A 17498-nucleotide genomic window follows, 5' to 3' on the forward strand; every position below is an offset into this window, starting at 1 on the left:
CTCCTGTTCGCAGTGGTAACGAATCAGCGCAGCAAGTCGGTCATCTCCAGCACCGAGCGGGCAACCTCGGTCAGTTTGCGGCCCTGGTCCATGGCCACCTTGCGCAATTGCTTGTGGGCTTCATCGTCGGAAATCTGCTGGTGCTTCATCAGCAACAGCACCGCTTTCTCCAGGGTTCGCCGGTCATCCAGCGCTTCCCGGGCGATACGCAGTTCACCGCTGAGCTGGTCGAGCCGAAGCGCCTGCTGCTGAACCAGGTCGAACACCGAGCGACCGAGTTTCCGACCCACACCATCACTTCGATACTGGCTGGTGTCACCGCCATTTTCGCTGGAACAGACGACCAGTACCGGGTCCGGTGAATGACCACTGTCATCCAGGCTTTCCATGAGGTTCTGCTCATGGGTGAGAGCGTTTCGGGCCTCGGTGTAGCGGCCGATGCAGCGACGATGAAAATGCTCCTCCAGCAAGCATTCGATGTTCTTGAGTTCGTCAATGCGCCGGGTCATCAGGTCGAACCACTGGTCGGCCAGATCGGTATCCAGTTCCCTGTAACGACCCACTGAACAGGCAAGCCCTCGCAGGTACTTCAGTTCCTGCCAGAAATCCTCCCGGTTGTGTTGTTTCCAGAGCGCCAGCATTTCTTCGTCGGCAAAGCGTTCGAATACCGGGAAGGCTCGCTCCTGTGCATCGATCAGGTGCATGATGCGCTGTGACAGTGCGTGATCAAAATGCCCCCGGGAGAACCCCAGTGACCCGGCGGCCCGCTCCTGTCCCGCCATTTCCTTGCCCTGCATCAGGTTGACCATGGCCACCATCATGCCGGCAATAGTGGGATCGACCACGGTTTCCGCCGCTTCGAACACCACTGTCAGCAGGTGCCTGATGCGCTCTATATAGGCATCAATGGCGGCTTCCGCCGAGATCGACTGATGCCGGATCTGCTGACGGATGGCCGGCAGTGACTCCAGTCCGTGCAAAGCGGCAGCCAGGCTATTGAGCAGGCTGGTGCTGGCGGGGTCCTGGGTCAGTTCGCCCTGTATCTCCATCAGTTCATGCTCGAAGGCGTCCTGCTGGCGCAGACTGCTGTCGATCATTTCCACCAGCTCCTCCGAGAATCGCCTGCCGCCAGAGCCGAGGAATACGTTGGAGGCGCCCCGTTCCCGCTGCAGCTCATGGATCAGGTTGCCAATGCTGAGCACCAGCTTGCCCATCTGCAGGAAGCGCTCCAGGTTTCTGAGTTCGCATCGTTTCGAGGCAATGAGGTAGTCGGTTGCCCGGGGTCTTTGATGGGGATGCGGGGATAGCCTGGCTGCTGACATAGTGTTTTCTCCCTGGGATCATTCCTTTGAGGGGTGGAATCCTGACGGCCGGATACCGTCTCCGGGATATCGAAACGGTTGTGCTGTCCTTTGCAATTAACAGGCCAGTGGCGTCTCTACCACCCCGTATGTACGCCCCGAACGATCGTTTGATGAGGATGCGACTTTCTGTAAAAATGTTTGAATTTCCGGGGAAAAGCGTGGAGGCTCTGCCTTCAGGTTTAAGGACACCGCAGCCAGGGAGCAATTGCCGGTATGTCGAGAATAAAATGGAGCTCCATGGGCCTTTCCGTGATATTGCTCGTGGCACTTGTCATCTGGATGGTGACCGGTGACATCCGGTCGGCGCGGGACCAGGCGCCGGACACGCCGGAAGAGCAGGTTGCGGACCTGCCATTGGTTGAAGTGGATGTCCGCCAGGCCCGCACATTCCATCCCGCCGTACGCCTGCAGGGGCAGGTGGAACCCTGGCGCAGGGTGGACGTGAGAGCCCGTATCGGCGGTGTGGTGGAAGACATCGCCGTGTCCCTCGGGGATGAGGTCAGTGAGGGAGACACATTGCTGACGCTGTCCGAGGAGGACCGGCCGGCAGCGGTTGCCGGCGCCCGGGCCCGGGTCCGCCAACTGGAGGCAGACCTGGCGGCGGCCAACCGGCTGCGCTCGCAACGGCTGGTATCGGAAACCGAACAGATGCGGCTGGAGTCGGAACTGGCGTCGGCCCGGGCCCAGCTCCGTCAGGCCAGCCTGGCCATGACCTACCTGAAACCGACGGCTCCCTTCGATGGCATGGTCAATGCCCGCCATTTGGAAACCGGCGCCTTTGTGCAGGTGGGAGAGCCTTTATTCGAGGTGGTGCAGGTGGAATTGCTGAAAGTGACCGGGTTTGTGCCCCAGAACCAGGCGGGGCGAGTCGCGCCGGGGCAGAAGGTTACGGTGAGTATGCTCGATGGCCGTGAACTGGAAGGGGAGCTGACCTTCGTCGCCAGCGCCGCCAACCCGGAGACGCGCAGCTTCCGGATCGAGGCCCGGGTAACCAATCCGGAGGGTTACCGTATTGCCGGGGGCAGTGCTTCCGTCAACATCGAGCAGCCGCCGGTGGAGGCGCTGTTCCTGTCGCCGGCCCTGCTCACTCTGGGCGACGACGGACGGCCCGGGGTCCTGCATGTGACGTCTGATGATACCGTGGCTTTTACCCGGGTCAGTCTGCTCAGTGTGGGTACCGAGGGGGCCTGGGTCTCGGGCATGAGTTTTCCGGTGCGGCTGATTACCCGCGGAGGCGGGTTCGTGGCCAGGGGCCAGAAGGTCCGCCCTGTTGCTGCGGACGCCGGGAGCTGATCAATGCGGACCCTCATTTTTGCGGCCATGGATCGCAGCCGCACCACTTTGCTGCTCCTGCTGTTCCTCTTGCTGGGCGGCGCGGCGGCATTCGTTACCATCCCCAAGGAATCCAACCCGGACGTTACCATTCCCACCATCTATGTCTCTGTCACTCTGGAAGGCGTCAGCCCCGAGGACGGGGAGCGTTTGCTGGTAAGGCCTCTGGAACAGGAGCTGCGATCCCTCGAGGGCATCAAGGAAATGCGCAGCACGGCAGCGGAGGGCTACGCCGCCGTCATCCTCGAGTTTGATGCCGGTTTCAACCCGGACAAGGCGCTGCAGGATGTTCGCGAGAAAGTGGATACCGCCCGGGCGGAACTGCCCACGGAAGCGGATGAGCCCCGGGTGCACGAAATCAACGTGTCACTGTTCCCGATACTGTCCATCGGCCTGTCCGGGCCGCTCTCGGAGCGGGAACTGATTACCATTGCGCGGGAGCTGCAGGAGGCCATCGAGGGCATTCCCGAAGTGCTGGAAGTGGAAATCGGCGGCGACCGGGAGGACCTGCTGGAAATTGTGGTGAATCCCCAGGTGCTGGAGAGCTACGGTGTCGATTATGACCAGCTGGCCAGCCTGGTGCGGCGCAACAACCAGCTGGTGGCGGCTGGCAGCCTCGACAACGGCCAGGGTCGTCTTTCCATCAAGGTTCCCGGCGTGGTGGAGAACGTCGAAGACGTCATGGCCATGCCGGTCAAGGTGAGTGGTGACCGGGTGGTGACCTTCGGCGATGTGGCCATGTTGCAGCGAACCTTCAAGGACCCCACCGGTTTCGCTCGCATCAACGGTGAGCCGGCGGTAGTGCTGGAGATTTCCAAGCGTGCCGGCGCCAACATACTGGAGACCGTGGCAAAGGTGCGCGGGCTGATGGACACTGCTGGCCCCCGTCTGCCGGAGGAACTCGAGGTCCGCTATACCATGGACCAGTCAGAGGATGTCCGGAACATTCTCTCGGACCTGCTCAACAACGTGCTCACGGCGATTGTGCTGGTGGTGATCGTGGTCATCGCGGCCATGGGTCCCAGGTCCGCAGCTCTGGTGGGTATTACCATTCCCGGTGCCTTTCTCAGCGGCATCCTGATGATCTGGGCGCTCGGTTACACCCTTAACATCGTGGTGCTGTTCAGTCTCATTCTGGTGGCCGGGATGCTGGTGGACGGGGCCATCGTGGTCTCGGAACTGGCGGATCGGAACCTGTCTCAGGGCATGCCCGCGCCGGAAGCCTGGGCCGAGGCGGCCAGCCGTATGGCCTGGCCGGTGATTGCATCGACCGCCACCACCCTGGCGGTGTTCGTGCCGCTGCTGTTCTGGCCGGATACCGTGGGCGAATTCATGAAGTACCTGCCGGCGACGGTAATTTTATGTCTGAGCGCCTCCCTGGCCATGGCACTGGTATTCCTGCCAGTGATGGGGGGTGTCAGCGGCGGCCGGCGCGCCAGGGATATCGGCGGGGAAGGAGCCTTCGTGCGGGGTTACCGGCAGGTACTGGCGACCCTGCTGCATGCGCCCTGGCTGACCCTGCTGGGGGCGCTGCTGATCATTGCGGCGATCGGTTGGAGCTACAAGGTATTCAACCATGGCCTGGAGTTCTTTCCTGAGGTGGAACCCGAATCGGCCCAGGTTCACGTGCGGGCCAGGGGAGATCTGTCGGTTCACGAGCGGGACGCCATCGTGCGGCAGGTGGAGCAACGTCTGAGTGGTCTGCCCGAGGTGGCGTCGTTGTACGCCCGGTCCATGGTCAGCACCGACCAGCAGATGGCTCCTGATGTGATCGGCACACTCCAGTTCCAGTTCGTGGACTGGGATCAGCGAAGGCCAGCGTCGGAGATTCTTGCCCAGTTCCGTGAATTGACCGCAGACATACCGGGTATCGTGCTGGAATTTCGTCAGCAGGAGGAGGGGCCTGGCGGCGGCAAGCCCATAGAGATCATGATTACCGGTGATGACTACAGTGCCCTGGAGACTTATACCACGGAGGTCCGGGAGACCATGCGGGACATGGGCGGGTTTACCGATGTGGAAGACAACCGCAGCCTGCCTGGTATCGAGTGGCGCCTGGAGGTGGACCGCGAGGCTGCGGCGCGCTTCGGAACCGACGTGGTCAGCATTGGCAGTTCGGTGAGGTTGGTCACCAATGGCCTGGTGCTGGCCACCTATCGACCGGCCGGGGTCCGCGATGAAGTGGACATTGCCGTGCGGGTACCGTCAGCCTGGCGGGAGCTGGATCAGTTTGATCGCCAGACCCTGAATACCCCCCGGGGGCAGGTGGCCCTGTCAGAGTTCGTTGAAGTGGAACCCGCTCCCAAGACCGGCACCATCGCCCGGCTGGATGGTGAACGGGCCATCACCGTGAAGGCGGATGTGGCGCCGGACACCAATGCCAATGAACAGCTGAACCAGTTAAGGGGAGGTCTGCCGGAGCGGCCGGCCGGGGTCAATGTCATGTATGGCGGCGAGGATGAAGAGCAGCGTCGTACCATGTCATTCCTGGGGCTCGCCTTCATGGTGGCAATCGGCCTGATGACCCTGATTCTGGTGACGCAGTTCAATTCTCTCTACCAGACAGCGCTGATCCTGTCCGCGGTTGTACTGTCGACCGCTGGCGTTCTAATCGGCCTGTTGCTCAATGGTCAGTCGTTTGGCGTGGTCATGGTGGGCATGGGCATCATTGCGCTGGCGGGTATTGTGGTCAACAACAACATCATTCTGATTGATACCTTCAACCGGATGCGGGCCGATGGTGCGGCGCCCCTTGAGGCAGCCCTGGAAACCGGGTGCCTGCGTCTGCGGCCGGTGTTGCTGACGGCGGTTACCACCATCCTTGGGCTGATGCCCATGGTGCTTGGCGTCAATGTCGATCTGCTGACGCCATCCCTGGGCATCAATGCGCCTTCTACCCAGTGGTGGACGCAGCTCTCCAGTGCCATTGCCGGCGGACTGGCCTTTGCCACCTTCCTGACCCTGCTGCTGACACCGGTATTACTGCTGGTGGGGGCTCGGTTCGGGCCGGCATCAAAGCGGACCGGAACCCGGGCCTGAGGTTAAACAGCAGCGGGATGGGAATGACGGGGTGCCCTTATCCGAAAGGCCGAAAGCTATGACGTAGCGACTTCAGGCCGGGAGTGAGCGATCAGTTGGTGGCTTGCTCGCCTTCGCCGGATTGCTCCCCGTCTGACTCGCCGCCGTTGGGCATCACTTCCGCATAGTCGGATGCCAGCTCCTGCTGCTTTTCCTTGCGCTGCTCCGGTGTCAGGTCCGGGTCCGCCTGGAGGGCCATCACCTCCAGAGTGTACCGCGTCAGCTGTTCCTCGCGACCGTATAGCTGGTCCGCCAGTTCGGGGCCAAGATGGGTGCGGCGCAACCGGGCAATCTGGTCGTAATCGTTACGCAGGGACTGTGGATCCCCCCGAACAGCAAGGGTGTCCGAGATTTCCCGGAAGGCATTGCTGTAGCGATAGAACTTTTCGGTGATCTGCACCGCCTGCTCGCCGGCCTGTCCCCCCAGGCCTGCTTCGATCATGGTTTTCAGTTCCTCCAGCTGCTGCTCGTTCAGGGTGGTGCCGGAATCCATAAAGGCCTGTTCCAGCACCATCTGGGCACTCTCGTTGAGCACGATATCTCCGTTCTCATCCAGCTCCACTCTGCTCAGGGCGTAGGCCACCTCTTCCAGCTTGAAGGGTATGTTGCCCCCATCGTCAGGCTTCTCCGCCTCTGCCGACTCTGCTGGCTCGTCCTCTTCTGCGGTCAGCATGGAGTCCGAAAACAGCCTGGCGTCCGGCTCATCATTGGCGGACTGCGTTTCCGTGACCGTCTGTGGCTCGTCGGCCTGCTCCACTGGCGGTGTGGTTTCGTCTGGAATCAGAGCCTTTCCGCCCGCCCAGATGGCAATGGCTACCGCGCCCAGCACCGCCGCGCCGGTGGCAAACAGTGTGGTACGGCTTTTCGAGCGGGAGTGTGGGGTATTTTTTTTCGGTTGGTTTACGCGAGTGCTCACGGCATCAGCTCCTCAATGCCCTGTCGTTCGCGAATATGGGAGATGGTCGTGCCTGACCACTTCTTCATGGCCCGACGCAGGCTGGAGGCACAGGAGAAACCGACTATTTCAGCGACCTCATCAACGCTCAGGCCGGACGACCGGAGCTGATGGGTGGCAATTTCCATCCGGACGGAGTGGAGTAGTTTGCGAAAGGATGTTTTCTCCGTCGCCAGCCGCCGCGTCAGCGAGCGGGGGGGCATCTGCATGCCCTGAGCCACCTGCTCAAGGTCGATAGCCGGATTGAAGTGCGAGCGGATGTGCCAGCGCACCCGGTCAGTAAAGGTGATGTCCACTGGCGCCTGGTTCAGCTCCTGCTCGCACTGCTGGATCAGCTTGCGATAGGCCCGTCGACGGTAGGGCCGGAAAGGCTTGATCACATAATTGTAATCTGCCGAGATGGCGGTCTGGTCGGAATCGAAGGTAACAGACTTGCAGGGAAGTTCGCTGTACAGGTCAACGTGGGCAGGCTCCGGATAGTCCAGCGTCACGTGAACGTCGGTGTCGCGGGCATCGGGGTTGCCGCAGAGGGTCCAGAGCCGTGCTGTGGTGGCGACACGAAACTCCAGCGTAAACATGCGCACATCGTCATCGTAGATCTCATCCGCAGAGTAGACCAGAGGATCCACGACGCGACGGTTGCAGTCGATATAGGTGGTTGGCTGGGAGACCATCATTGCGTAATAGGGTTGTGAAATCACCAGATATCGTCGGAAGGCTTCGCCGGCCTCTTTCAGGCTGGGGCTGGAGTGGATGGTGTACCCCAGCGTGCCCCAGAAACTCCAGTCCAGCTCCATGCCGACAATGAGGCCGATTCCGGGTTTGCGACAGTGCTGGATACCATTGCGTACCAGTGTCTGCTGCTGCATGTAGCTGATACGGATGTCCTGCATGTCGAACATGGCAGGTGAAATGCCGGTGCCCCTGAGCAGGTCGCTGAGACTGGCCCCGTGACGGACGAAAACCTCGATGAATCCGAGAGGATGCAGGTGGAGCGGGATCACTCTGGCGTTGAAGTCCATTTTGCGAGCCCCTTGATTGTCAATGTCATTATTGTGTTGGTGTTGTAACGATTGTTTACAGTGTGCCCCGATTCGCATCGGGGTAACAGGAACCCCTTAACAAAAACGGATGTCCGCAAACCTGATGAAAAAAGCCGGGCACAAGGCCCGGCTTACAGCTCGAGTTGAAAACTGCCTGATTTACAGGCCATTGCGCTCGATATCCCAGCCGCTGATGTCACAGGCGGAGCAGGGGCCCGTGAACAGCTCGGCCGCCGCTTCGTCGCCCTGCAGCTGATACAGCCACCAGGCGGTGCTCATGCCGCGGAAATCACCAAGGTCTCCCGTGGGCTCGAAGTGGCCGGCGCCGTCGAGCGTCGCCCAGAAGACCGGTACATCAACACGGTTGAACACCGGACGCTGGTTCAGTGTCGGGCCTGCAAGGTTGTCGGAACTGCCGGACAGCAGCAGCATGGGAGCGGTTTGCTCGTCCTGCGAATCGGAGTCGTGCCCCAGGCCCAGGATGTACGGCTGGACGGGCGCAGTCGCTGTGATACGGCTGTCACGTGCCGCCATCAGGGTGCCGCCACCACCCTGGGAGTGGCCGGAGGCGCCGACTTTCGAGAAATCGACATTGCTGCCATAGCTGGTGCCGCGAACAGCGTCGATGCAGTCCAGCATTTCTTCACCGGAGCCGGCGTTGGAGGTGTTGGCTGCGGCTACCACAAAGCCGTAAGAGGCCCAGTGCTCCAGGCCATCCCCGTAGGTGGACGGGCTACCACCGGTGCCGTTGCCCCACAGAATCAACGGCGCGCCTTCCGGTACGTTGCTCGGGCGATAGACCGTGCAGGAGAGACCTGCGCGATCGGATGTGGTGGCGTAGGATCCCGACGAGGCATACTGGTCCGTGGGGTCACCGCCACCAATACCGCCGCCACCGAGTGCGAAGGCGGAGCCGGAGATCAGCAGTGCGCCGGCAGCAGCCACTGATCGGGTCAGGACTGACTGTTTGGGTATCGCGAGTGTCATATTGTTTTTCCCTGATCGTCAGAAATTGATTGTTGGAGTTTGTTGCTTCGGCTGTTAGCAGGATTGGAGCCTGTGATTGTCTGGTGGCTCCATGAATCAGCCTGACTCGATGGTAGAAGGTTGCCAGAGATGTCACCCATAACAGCAAGTACAAATTGTGATCGATTCCGGGAGGTGAGGTGGAGTGACTGTGACGAGGGTCGTCCTTGTCCGGGTGTTTAATGATCAGGCAATGTTGCCGGCCGCGACCGCGGAGGCCCAGGCCCACTGGAAGTTGTGGCCGCCGAGATGACCCGTTACATCGACCACCTCGCCAATGAAGTAGAGTCCCGGAACGTCTCTCGCTGCCATGGTTCTGGAGGAAAATTGCCGTGTATCCACGCCCCCCAGGGTGACTTCCGCGGTGCGGTAGCCTTCGGTGCCGGCGGGTTGAAGCGTCCAGTGCGACAGGGTCTCTGCGGCGGATTCCAGATCATTGCTCCGGTATTCCTGCAGGGGCCCCTGCCAGCCGTGCATGATGGCAAAGGACTGGGCAAACCGTTTGGGCAGAATCCGGCTCAGGTAGCGCTCCAGGCTCAGAGATGGCTGTTGCTGCTTGAGTGTCTGCAGTTCAGCCAGTGGGTCATGCCCCGGCAGCAGGTCGATGGACAGAACATCGCCGGGTTGCCACAAGCTTGATATCTGCAGCATGGCAGGCCCGCTCAGGCCACGGTGAGTCACCAGCATGGGTTCGAGGAAATGCTCTCCGTTACAATGGACATCCACCGGGCAACTGATGCCGGCCAGGGGGGCCAGCTGCTGTTTCAGCTCCGCGTGCAGGGTAAAGGGTACAAGGCCGGCGCGGGTGGGCAGCACCGACAGCCCGAACTGGCGGGCAAGGTCATAACCAAAGCCGGTGGCTCCCATGGTGGGTATGGACAGGCCGCCGGTTGCAACAACCAGGGCTTCGCACTCTATGGCACCGCCGCTGGTCTTCAGGTGATAGCCGCCGGCTGTCTGCCTGACCGACTCGACACTGGTCTTGAGCCGAAGCTCGGCGCCGGCCCAGTCGCATTCCGTGAGCAGCATATCCAGCAGGTCTCTGGCGCTGTGGCGGCAGAACAGCTGTCCCTCGGCTTTCTCTTCATGTTCGATGCCGTGGCGCTCCACCAGATCCAGAAAATCCTGTGGTGTGTACCGCTTGAGTGCGGAGATGCAGAAATGGGGGTTGTCGGACAGGAAGTTGGCCGGCGTGCTGTTGAGGTTGGTAAAGTTGCAGCGTCCGCCACCGGACATCAGGATCTTCTTTCCGGGTTTGGCCGCGTGTTCGATGATCAGCACCCTGCGACCCCGATATCCGGCGGCGGCAGCGCACATCAGTCCCGCCGCGCCGGCGCCGACAATCACCACATCATAGGTCTGAGCCATGGTTTCGCACATCCTGTCCTGTCACAGTGTGGCGGCAGTATACCGGGCCGGGCTGGCCGGGTGATACCGGGGTGCCGTTGCCGGTGTCATCGGCGAATTTCATGGAGATGCGAAAGCTTGTCATTTCTGAAATGGCGATCCATGGAAGAAGGGGTTACCATGGCCCCGAACGACTGTTCCAGACAAGGGTGTATGTCTGGACGCGAAAATAACAAGAGCCCGGCACGACGCCTTCAGATTAAAGAAGGGCCCGGATACTGGAGGACATAATGAAAGTTGGCCTGATCGTGGATTCCGCCTGTGACCTTCCCCATGATTTTATACGGAAGCATGGCATTTTTATCCTGCCGTTGACCGCAAAAATCGATAATCAGACTTTTATCGACGACCACAATCCGGACACCACGGAAGACTTCTATCGGCAGGGCCTGCTGGGTAAGGGTCACCATGCGGAGACCGAGGCTTTTTCCGCTGCACAGATTCGCGACCTGTTTCTGGAAAAGGTCGTCCCGAACTACGATATCGCCATTTGCGAGACCGTTGACCGATCCCGCAGCCAGATCTACAGCAACGCTTCGGAAGCCATGAATATGGTCATGGCCCATGCCAAAGCGGTTCGGGAAAAGGCAGGTGTTGAAGGCAATTTCACCATGCGGGTCATCGACAGCGGCCAGCTGTTCGCCGGCCAGGGGTTATTGGCCGCTTACACCATCAGCCTGTTGGGCAAGGGGCTTTCCAAGAATGCGTTACGCCATGAGGTGGAAAAGTTTGCCCAGAACGTGTGGATCTGCGTGGTACCAAACGATCTGAGCTATATTCGCGAACGTGCCCGGCGACGGGGTGACAAGAGTGTATCCGGCCTGGTTGCCTTTCTGGGCAAGGCCCTCAACATCACCCCGATTATCTGGGGCAAGGGCGTTGTCGCCAAGCCAGCGGCCAAGACCCGGTCCAAGGATGCGGCGGTGGAGAAGGTGATGAATTACGCCGTGACTCGTGTGAAAGCAGGGCTGCTGGCGCCGGTGGTCTCCCTCTCCTGCGGCATGAGTTGGGAGGAGATCGAGGCACTGCCGGGTCTGGACCGCCTGCGCGAGGTCTGCAAGGAGCACAATGTGGAGCTGTTGCTCTCGCGTATGGGTATAACCAGCAGCATTTATATCGGCCCGGGCAGTGTCTGCCTCTCACTGGCGGCCGAAGAGCATGAGTTTGAGGGCTGACACCGACGAGAAAGGGGAGCCGTGGCTCCCCTTTTGCTTGCGCTCTCGCTGCCTCACTCCCGTTCCCGGATGATGTGTGGTTACGGGCCACCCGGTGTCGGGATGCTGGTGCCTCAGCGCTCCAGATACTGCAGCTTGTCCGGCTTGCCATCCCATTCTTCCGCGTCGGGAAGCGGGTCTTTCTTCTCGGTGATGTTGGGCCACTTGCCGGCGAGGTCCGCGTTCAGCTCGATAAAGGGCTCCTGACCCGCAGGCAGTTCGTCCTCCGAGAATATGGCCTCGGCCGGGCATTCCGGCTCACACAGAGCGCAATCAATGCACTCGTCAGGGTCAATCACCAGAAAATTGGGGCCTTCGTAAAAGCAGTCCACCGGGCATACTTCCACGCAGTCCGTGTATTTGCACTTGATGCAGTTGTCGGTAACCACAAACGTCATAGTCAGATTCCTGGTCTGGTGGTCTGTCTCATCAGTGGGGTGTTTCCGCTGCCCTCGCCGCAGACAGGCTCCGCAGTCCGAAGACCTGTTGTGGCGGGCCCGCCGTCACCCTTCGTGCTGATCTTTGGTAATTTGAGGCCGATATTGTAGGGAGGCCCCGCCCGCCCCGCAAGCGCCGCATCACTATATGCTTATGAGCTGGATCAACGGGTAGCGGAATCAGTCTTTATCCGTCATCAACTGACGTAGTTCGTAAAGCCGCTCCAGAGCCTGTCGAGGCGACAGATCATCCGGGTCCATTTCCGACAGGGCCTTTTCCACTGCACTGGGCTCCAAGCTGGCAAACATGTCGCCCTGGAAGGCCTCGTGCTGCGCCGGACTGGCCGCTTTGCGCTCCGGGGCGGGGGAGGCAGACAGGGTGACCGGTTCCCGGTTCTCGCCTTCCAGCCGCTGCAGCTGTGAACGGGCCTGGGCGATCACCGGCTGTGGCACGCCTGCCAGCTGGGCCACCTGCAGGCCGTAACTCTGGCTGGCCGGGCCATCGTGCACTGTGTGCAGGAACACAATACTGTCGTCATGCTCGGTAGCGGTCAGGTGCACATTCACCGCATGGTCGAGCTGGTCCGCCAGTTGAGTCAGCTCGAAATAGTGGGTGGCGAACAGGGTGTAGCAACCAATCTCACGGGCCAGGTGCTCCGCCGTGGCCCAGGCCAGCGACAGACCATCGAAGGTGCTGGTGCCGCGACCTACCTCATCCATTAACACCAGGCTGTGGCGGCTGGCGTTGTGGAGGATGTTGGCGGTCTCGGTCATCTCCACCATGAAGGTGGAGCGGCCACCGGCGATGTCATCGGACGATCCCATGCGGGTGAAGATGCGGTCCACCGGCCCCAGTACCGCCCGGTCCGCCGGTACGAAACTGCCGCAATAGGCGAGCAGGGCGATCAGCGCCGTCTGGCGCATGTAGGTGGATTTGCCCCCCATGTTGGGGCCGGTAATCACCAGCATCCGGCGTTGCTCGTCCATCAGTACGTTGTTGGGCACGAAAGGTTCGTCCAGAAGCTGTTCCACCACGGGGTGCCGGCCGGCATCGATATCCAGCCCGGGCGCCTCGCGGAATTCCGGGGCGGTAAATCGCAGGCTGGTGGCGCGCTCGGCAAAGTTGGTCAGTACGTCCAGCTCCGCCAGGGCCTGGGCACTGTCCTGCAACTGCGCCAGCTGTTCCGCCAGGGCTTCCAGCAGATCATCGTACAGCCCCTTTTCCCGCGCCAGGGCACGGCTTTTGGCGCTCAGGGCCTTGTCCTCGAACTCCTTTAGTTCCGGGGTGATGAAGCGCTCGGCATTCTTCAGGGTCTGGCGGCGGATGTAGTCCACCGGCGCGTGGCCCGATTGCGCCCGGCTGATCTCGATGTAATAGCCGTGTACCCGGTTGTAGCCCACTTTCAGCGTACTGATGCCGGTTCGCTCCCGTTCCCGGGTTTCCACATCCAGCAGGTACTGGCCGGCGTTCTCGCTGATGTTGCGCAGCTCGTCCAGCTCGCTATCGAAGCCCTCACGGACAACGCCACCATCGCGGATCACCACCGGCGGGTTATCAACCACCGCCCGTTCCAGCAGGTCCGCCAGTTCAGGGTATTCACTGACCAGTGTTGCCAGCCGGACCACGTGATGGGAGTTGACCGGCTTCAGGGCATGCTGCAGGTCCGGCAGGGCGGCGAAGGCATCCCGCAGGCGGGCCAGATCCCGGGGCCGGGCAGAGCGCAGGGCCACCCGTGCCAGGATACGTTCGATGTCACCCACGCGCTTGAGCAGGTCATGTACCGGTTCGTAGTGGAAACCATCCAGCAGGGCCGTCACAGCATGCTGGCGCTGGTAGACCTGCTCCGAGTCCCGCAGCGGGCGGTTGAGCCAGCGTCGCAACTGGCGCGCGCCCATGGCGGTGGCGGTACGGTCCATGACCCAGGCCAGGGTATGCTGGTGACCACCGAGCAGGTTGGTGTCGATTTCAAGGTTGCGTCGGCTGGTGGCATCCAGCACCACTGCGTCTTCCCGTCGCTCCCGGGTCAGTTTGCGGATGTGGGGCAGGGCGGTGCGCTGGGTTTCCCGGGCGTACTGGAGCAGGCAGCCGGCGGCACAGATGGCCAGGGACATATCCTCGCAGCCGAAGCCGGTCAGGTCCCGCACCTGCAGTTGCTGGGTCAGCAGGCGATGGGCGGTGTCGGCCTCGAACAGCCAGGGACCCTGGCGGCGGATGCCACTGCGGCCGCTGAGAATGTCCTCGAAAGGGAAGTCCTCGCTGATCAGGACTTCCGCGGGCTGCAGGCGCTGGATTTCTTCCTGCAGGGCGTCGATACCCTCGATTTCCGAGACCGCAAAGCGGCCACTGGAAATGTCGAGCGTCGCAATCCCGAAGTTTTCCCGGTGGTGGAAGATGGACAGCAGCAGGTTGTCCCGCCGGTCCTCCAGGAAGGCCTCGTCGCTGAGGGTGCCGGGGGTGATGATGCGCACCACCTTGCGTTCCACCGGACCCTTGGCGGTGGCCGGGTCACCAATCTGCTCACAGATGGCAATGGACTGGCCGGCCCTTACCAGGCGGGCGATATAGTTCTCGGCAGCGTGATAGGGCACACCGGCCATGGGAATCGGGCTGCCACCGGACTGGCCCCGGGCGGTCAGGGTGATGTCGATCAGCTCGGCGGTTTTCTTGGCATCATCGTAGAACAGTTCGTAGAAATCGCCCATCCGGTAGAACAGTAGTTCGTTCGGATGTTCGCCCTTGATCTTCAGATACTGCCGGATCATCGGGGTATGGCCGGATAGATCTTTCTGTGCTGCCGACATGTTGTGTGCCCAGTTGGTGGAGTCTGCGGAATCCCGGTGTAGAATCGGCAAAAATAAAGCCGGTGCCTGACGGGCTAGCGTCACGCAGTAGGTCAACGAATTAACCAGACGGGACGCCGGGGATTGTAAGAAAATATGAAGCCGGATGAAACGAGGAGGCTCTGGATGCTGAAAGACTCGACCATGGAACAGGCCGCCAACCACCTGGGAGATCTGCTTTCCCTGCGGGGGCAGACCGTGGTGACGGCCGAGAGCTGCACCGGTGGCTGGGTGGTAAAGGCGCTTACCGACCGGGCGGGCTCATCGGCCTATGTTCTGGGTGGCCTGATAACCTACAGCAACATCATGAAACGTGAACTTCTGCACGTTTCCGCGGAAAATCTGGCGCGGGAGGGTGCGGTCAGTGAATCCGTGGTCCGGCAGATGGTGACCGGAGCCGTAAAGGTCAGTGGCGCCGATTTTGCCATTGCCATCAGCGGTGTTGCCGGCCCGGGGGGTGGCAGTGACGACAAGCCGGTAGGCACGGTCTGGTTCGCCTGGGGCACACCGGCCACCGGAATCGTTGCCCACTGCTGCCACTTTGACGGCGACCGGGATGCGGTCCGGCGGCAGAGTGTGGTCTATGCCCTGCAGGGCCTGGCCGATTATGTCCAGAAGCTCTGACAGGTTGCGATCAGATGATTTGGTCATTGGGGTTGGTCTGACACCGGGACTGTGATTTAATACTGTTCAAGTATACAGTAAACGGTCCGGATGCCTGGCCGGGAACATTGAGGGTTTGCACTGATGGAAGACAAACGCAACAAAGCACTGAGCGCCGCACTTAGCCAGATCGAACGCCAGTTCGGCAAGGGCGCTGTCATGAAAATGGGCGACCAGCCCCGGGAAGCCATTCCTGCTGTTTCCACCGGTTCGCTTGGCCTGGATGTGGCCCTGGGTATCGGTGGCTTGCCCTACGGCCGGGTCTGTGAAATCTATGGGCCGGAAAGCTCCGGCAAGACCACGCTGACCCTTCAGGTGATCGCCGAAGCCCAGAAAGACGGCAAAACCTGCGCCTTTATCGATGCGGAGCACGCCCTCGACCCCATCTACGCTGAAAAGCTGGGTGTGAACGTGGACGAGCTGCTGGTCTCCCAGCCGGATACCGGTGAGCAGGCGCTGGAAATCGCGGACATGCTGGTGCGTTCCAATGCGGTAGACGTCATCATTGTGGATTCCGTTGCGGCGCTGACAAGCCACGTGGGCCTGCAGGCCCGGCTGATGTCCCAGGCCTTGCGCAAACTGACCGGTAATATCAAGCACGCCAACTGCACTCAAGTTCTATTCCTCGGTGCGCCTGGATATCCGCCGTATCGGTTCCATCAAGGAAGGCGATGAGGTGGTAGGCAATGAAACCCGGGTCAAGGTGGTGAAGAACAAGGTATCGCCGCCGTTCAAGCAGGCCGAGTTCCAGATCATGTACGGCAAGGGCATCTACCACATGGCAGAGGTGGTGGATATGGGCGTCAAGGAAGGCTTTGTGGACAAGTCCGGTGCCTGGTACGCCTACAAGGGCGACAAGATCGGGCAGGGCAAGGCCAACGCCGCCAAGTTCCTGGAAGAGAATCCGGAAGTGGCCAAAGAGATCGAAGCCGCCATCCGTGACAAGCTGATGCCCAAGCCGGTATCGAAGGACAAGGCGTCTGCGGAAGCGGCGGAAACCGCTGAAAAAGCGGAAACCAACGACGAGCTGCTCTGAGTGATCTGACTGACCGGGAGGAGCCATGGCACACGGGAAGAAACTGCTGATCGTCGCTCATGCGCCCTCTCCCAATACCCGTAAGCTCAGGGATGCGGTTGCCGAGGGTGCCAGCCATCCGGATATCGAGAATGTGGACGTCCGGGTGCTGGCGCCATTGGATGCCGGCCCGGATGACGTGCTGTGGTGCGATGCCATCGTGCTCGGTACCACGGAAAATCTGGGTTACATGAGTGGCGCTCTGAAGGATTTCTTTGACCGCAGCTACTACCCCTGCCTGGAAGAAACCCAGGGCTTGCCGTTCACCTTCTACATACGCGCCGGCCGTGATGGCACAGGCACCCACCGGGCTATTGACAGCATCACCACCGGGTTGCGCTGGCGGCAGGTGCAGGAACCCTTGTTGTGCCGGGGCGAGTTTCAGGACGCCTTTGTGGATCGGTGCCGGGACCTGGGCATGACCATGGCCGCCAGCCTGGATGCCGGGTTGCTGTAAGTCCTGATCGATGCCCTGTGTTGGGCCCGGTGTCAGGACTCATCGGTGCCCTGCCAGCATCATGCGCTGGTGCGAATGTTGCGCCCCCGGCGGTCTTCCAGGCTGGTTTCCTTGCCGGTTCGCGGGTGCAGCAGCAGGGCGCGCCGGCGACTGCTTTTCCGGCGCCGGTCGGGCCCCTTGAAAGGTTGCTGGCGGCGACGCCGGTCAGGCTGCATCCTGCGATCCCTTACCGGCTCGGCTGGCGCTGGTCGGGTGTCGTCCACCCTGACAACTTCCTTTGCCGGTGTTCTGGCCGGCCGATCAAGCGCCGACAATGAATGGGTCAGTGTCTTGAGTATGTCCACCTTATTGACCTCCCTGAAAATGATTCCCTGACCGCCCTGGTCGACTACGGAATGATGGTGCCGTGACCTGGTTCCCGGGGAACATCGTGTCTAAGTTATCGGCCCTGTTTGCACAAGCTTTAGTCATGAACTGTACAAAAAGTGTGCGCAGGCTCTCAATCAGACCACTCAGCCACACCGCAGGCGACAGCCGTTTCCGAACACCCTACAATGTCGGTTTTCCCCGGGAAGACAGTGGCGCGCCACTCGTTATCATTCATCC

The 17498-nt window shown here is 61.0% G+C and carries 13 protein-coding genes and 1 pseudogene; 6 read left to right on the plus strand and 8 right to left on the minus strand.

The annotated features are described in order from the left end of the window. Positions 1–23 precede the first annotated feature (23 nt). Complete coding sequence (locus IE079_RS08295; RefSeq protein ID WP_189575329.1) at positions 24–1322, minus strand: nitrate- and nitrite sensing domain-containing protein; 1299 nt, start codon at positions 1320–1322, stop codon at positions 24–26. Positions 1323–1577: 255 nt separating this feature from the next. Between IE079_RS08295 and IE079_RS08300 the strand changes: the two genes are divergently transcribed. Together IE079_RS08300 and IE079_RS08305 are read left to right on the plus strand one after the other, a co-directional pair. Next, on the plus strand, positions 1578–2657 hold the full coding sequence (locus IE079_RS08300; RefSeq protein WP_189575331.1) for an efflux RND transporter periplasmic adaptor subunit: 1080 nt from the start codon (positions 1578–1580) through the stop codon (positions 2655–2657). 3 nt (positions 2658–2660) lie between these two features. Next, positions 2661–5735 (plus strand): efflux RND transporter permease subunit, encoded by a 3075-nt coding sequence (locus IE079_RS08305; RefSeq protein WP_189575333.1) that lies wholly within the window; start codon positions 2661–2663, stop codon positions 5733–5735. 91 nt (positions 5736–5826) lie between these two features. Here IE079_RS08305 and IE079_RS08310 read toward each other — a convergent pair whose 3' ends face one another. The 4 genes from IE079_RS08310 to IE079_RS08325 form a co-directional block, all read right to left on the minus strand. Next, on the minus strand, positions 5827–6690 hold the full coding sequence (locus IE079_RS08310) for a lipase secretion chaperone (RefSeq protein WP_189575335.1): 864 nt from the start codon (positions 6688–6690) through the stop codon (positions 5827–5829). Further along, entirely contained in the window at positions 6687–7751 is a 1065-nt protein-coding gene (locus tag IE079_RS08315) for an AraC family transcriptional regulator (protein WP_189575337.1), read from the minus strand. The genes IE079_RS08310 and IE079_RS08315 overlap by 4 nt, the downstream gene beginning before the upstream one ends. A 180-nt stretch (positions 7752–7931) precedes the next feature. Beyond that, complete coding sequence (locus IE079_RS08320) at positions 7932–8759, minus strand: alpha/beta hydrolase family protein (RefSeq protein WP_227712387.1); 828 nt, start codon at positions 8757–8759, stop codon at positions 7932–7934. 225 nt (positions 8760–8984) lie between these two features. Then, positions 8985–10166 carry a BaiN/RdsA family NAD(P)/FAD-dependent oxidoreductase gene (locus tag IE079_RS08325; protein WP_189575340.1) on the minus strand — a complete coding sequence of 394 codons (1182 nt, stop codon included), beginning with the start codon at positions 10164–10166 and terminating at the stop codon, positions 8985–8987. A 269-nt stretch (positions 10167–10435) separates the two neighbouring features. Here IE079_RS08325 and IE079_RS08330 point away from each other — a divergent pair, with 269 nt between their 5' ends. Further along, positions 10436–11380 carry a DegV family protein gene (locus tag IE079_RS08330; RefSeq protein ID WP_189575342.1) on the plus strand — a complete coding sequence of 315 codons (945 nt, stop codon included), beginning with the start codon at positions 10436–10438 and terminating at the stop codon, positions 11378–11380. 113 nt (positions 11381–11493) lie between these two features. Here IE079_RS08330 and fdxA read toward each other — a convergent pair whose 3' ends face one another. Together fdxA and mutS are read right to left on the minus strand one after the other, a co-directional pair. Beyond that, positions 11494–11817 carry a ferredoxin FdxA gene (gene fdxA / locus IE079_RS08335; protein ID WP_189575344.1) on the minus strand — a complete coding sequence of 108 codons (324 nt, stop codon included), beginning with the start codon at positions 11815–11817 and terminating at the stop codon, positions 11494–11496. 219 nt (positions 11818–12036) lie between these two features. Continuing rightward, the gene (gene mutS, locus IE079_RS08340; protein WP_189575346.1) at positions 12037–14658 is read right to left on the minus strand and encodes a DNA mismatch repair protein MutS; all 2622 of its coding nucleotides are present in this window, start codon (positions 14656–14658) and stop codon (positions 12037–12039) included. Between the two features lie 165 nt (positions 14659–14823). Here mutS and IE079_RS08345 point away from each other — a divergent pair, with 165 nt between their 5' ends. The 3 genes and pseudogenes from IE079_RS08345 to IE079_RS08355 all read left to right on the plus strand — a co-directional run bounded on the left by IE079_RS08345 (position 14824) and on the right by IE079_RS08355 (position 16892). Continuing rightward, positions 14824–15321 carry a CinA family protein gene (locus IE079_RS08345; protein ID WP_189575348.1) on the plus strand — a complete coding sequence of 166 codons (498 nt, stop codon included), beginning with the start codon at positions 14824–14826 and terminating at the stop codon, positions 15319–15321. A gap of 123 nt (positions 15322–15444) precedes the next feature. Next, positions 15445–16396: pseudogene (locus tag IE079_RS08350) on the plus strand (recombinase RecA). A 25-nt stretch (positions 16397–16421) separates the two neighbouring features. Then, positions 16422–16892 carry a flavodoxin family protein gene (locus IE079_RS08355; RefSeq protein ID WP_189575350.1) on the plus strand — a complete coding sequence of 157 codons (471 nt, stop codon included), beginning with the start codon at positions 16422–16424 and terminating at the stop codon, positions 16890–16892. Positions 16893–16951: 59 nt separating this feature from the next. Here the strand turns inward: IE079_RS08355 and IE079_RS08360 are convergent, their stop codons facing one another. Then, entirely contained in the window at positions 16952–17236 is a 285-nt protein-coding gene (locus IE079_RS08360; protein WP_189575352.1) for a hypothetical protein, read from the minus strand. Between the last annotated feature and the right edge of the window lie 262 nt (positions 17237–17498).

Origin of the sequence: Marinobacter zhanjiangensis, assembly GCF_014651935.1 — a bacterium.
GTDB classification, from domain to species: Bacteria; Pseudomonadota; Gammaproteobacteria; order Pseudomonadales; family Oleiphilaceae; genus Marinobacter; species Marinobacter zhanjiangensis.

What these genes read in the sequence shown, in the direction of transcription:
- IE079_RS08300 (WP_189575331.1), top strand. Translation starts at nt 1,578, where the DNA reads ATGTCGAGAATAAAATGGAGCTCCATGGGCCTTTCCGTGATATTGCTC.
- IE079_RS08355 (WP_189575350.1), top strand. Translation starts at nt 16,422, where the DNA reads ATGGCACACGGGAAGAAACTGCTGATCGTCGCTCATGCGCCCTCTCCC.
- IE079_RS08325 (WP_189575340.1), bottom strand. Translation starts at nt 10,166, where the DNA reads ATGGCTCAGACCTATGATGTGGTGATTGTCGGCGCCGGCGCGGCGGGA.
- fdxA (WP_189575344.1), bottom strand. Translation starts at nt 11,817, where the DNA reads ATGACGTTTGTGGTTACCGACAACTGCATCAAGTGCAAATACACGGAC.
- IE079_RS08330 (WP_189575342.1), top strand. Translation starts at nt 10,436, where the DNA reads ATGAAAGTTGGCCTGATCGTGGATTCCGCCTGTGACCTTCCCCATGAT.
- IE079_RS08305 (WP_189575333.1), top strand. Translation starts at nt 2,661, where the DNA reads ATGCGGACCCTCATTTTTGCGGCCATGGATCGCAGCCGCACCACTTTG.
- IE079_RS08295 (WP_189575329.1), bottom strand. Translation starts at nt 1,322, where the DNA reads ATGTCAGCAGCCAGGCTATCCCCGCATCCCCATCAAAGACCCCGGGCA.
- IE079_RS08320 (WP_227712387.1), bottom strand. Translation starts at nt 8,759, where the DNA reads ATGACACTCGCGATACCCAAACAGTCAGTCCTGACCCGATCAGTGGCT.
- IE079_RS08315 (WP_189575337.1), bottom strand. Translation starts at nt 7,751, where the DNA reads ATGGACTTCAACGCCAGAGTGATCCCGCTCCACCTGCATCCTCTCGGA.
- IE079_RS08345 (WP_189575348.1), top strand. Translation starts at nt 14,824, where the DNA reads ATGCTGAAAGACTCGACCATGGAACAGGCCGCCAACCACCTGGGAGAT.
- mutS (WP_189575346.1), bottom strand. Translation starts at nt 14,658, where the DNA reads ATGTCGGCAGCACAGAAAGATCTATCCGGCCATACCCCGATGATCCGG.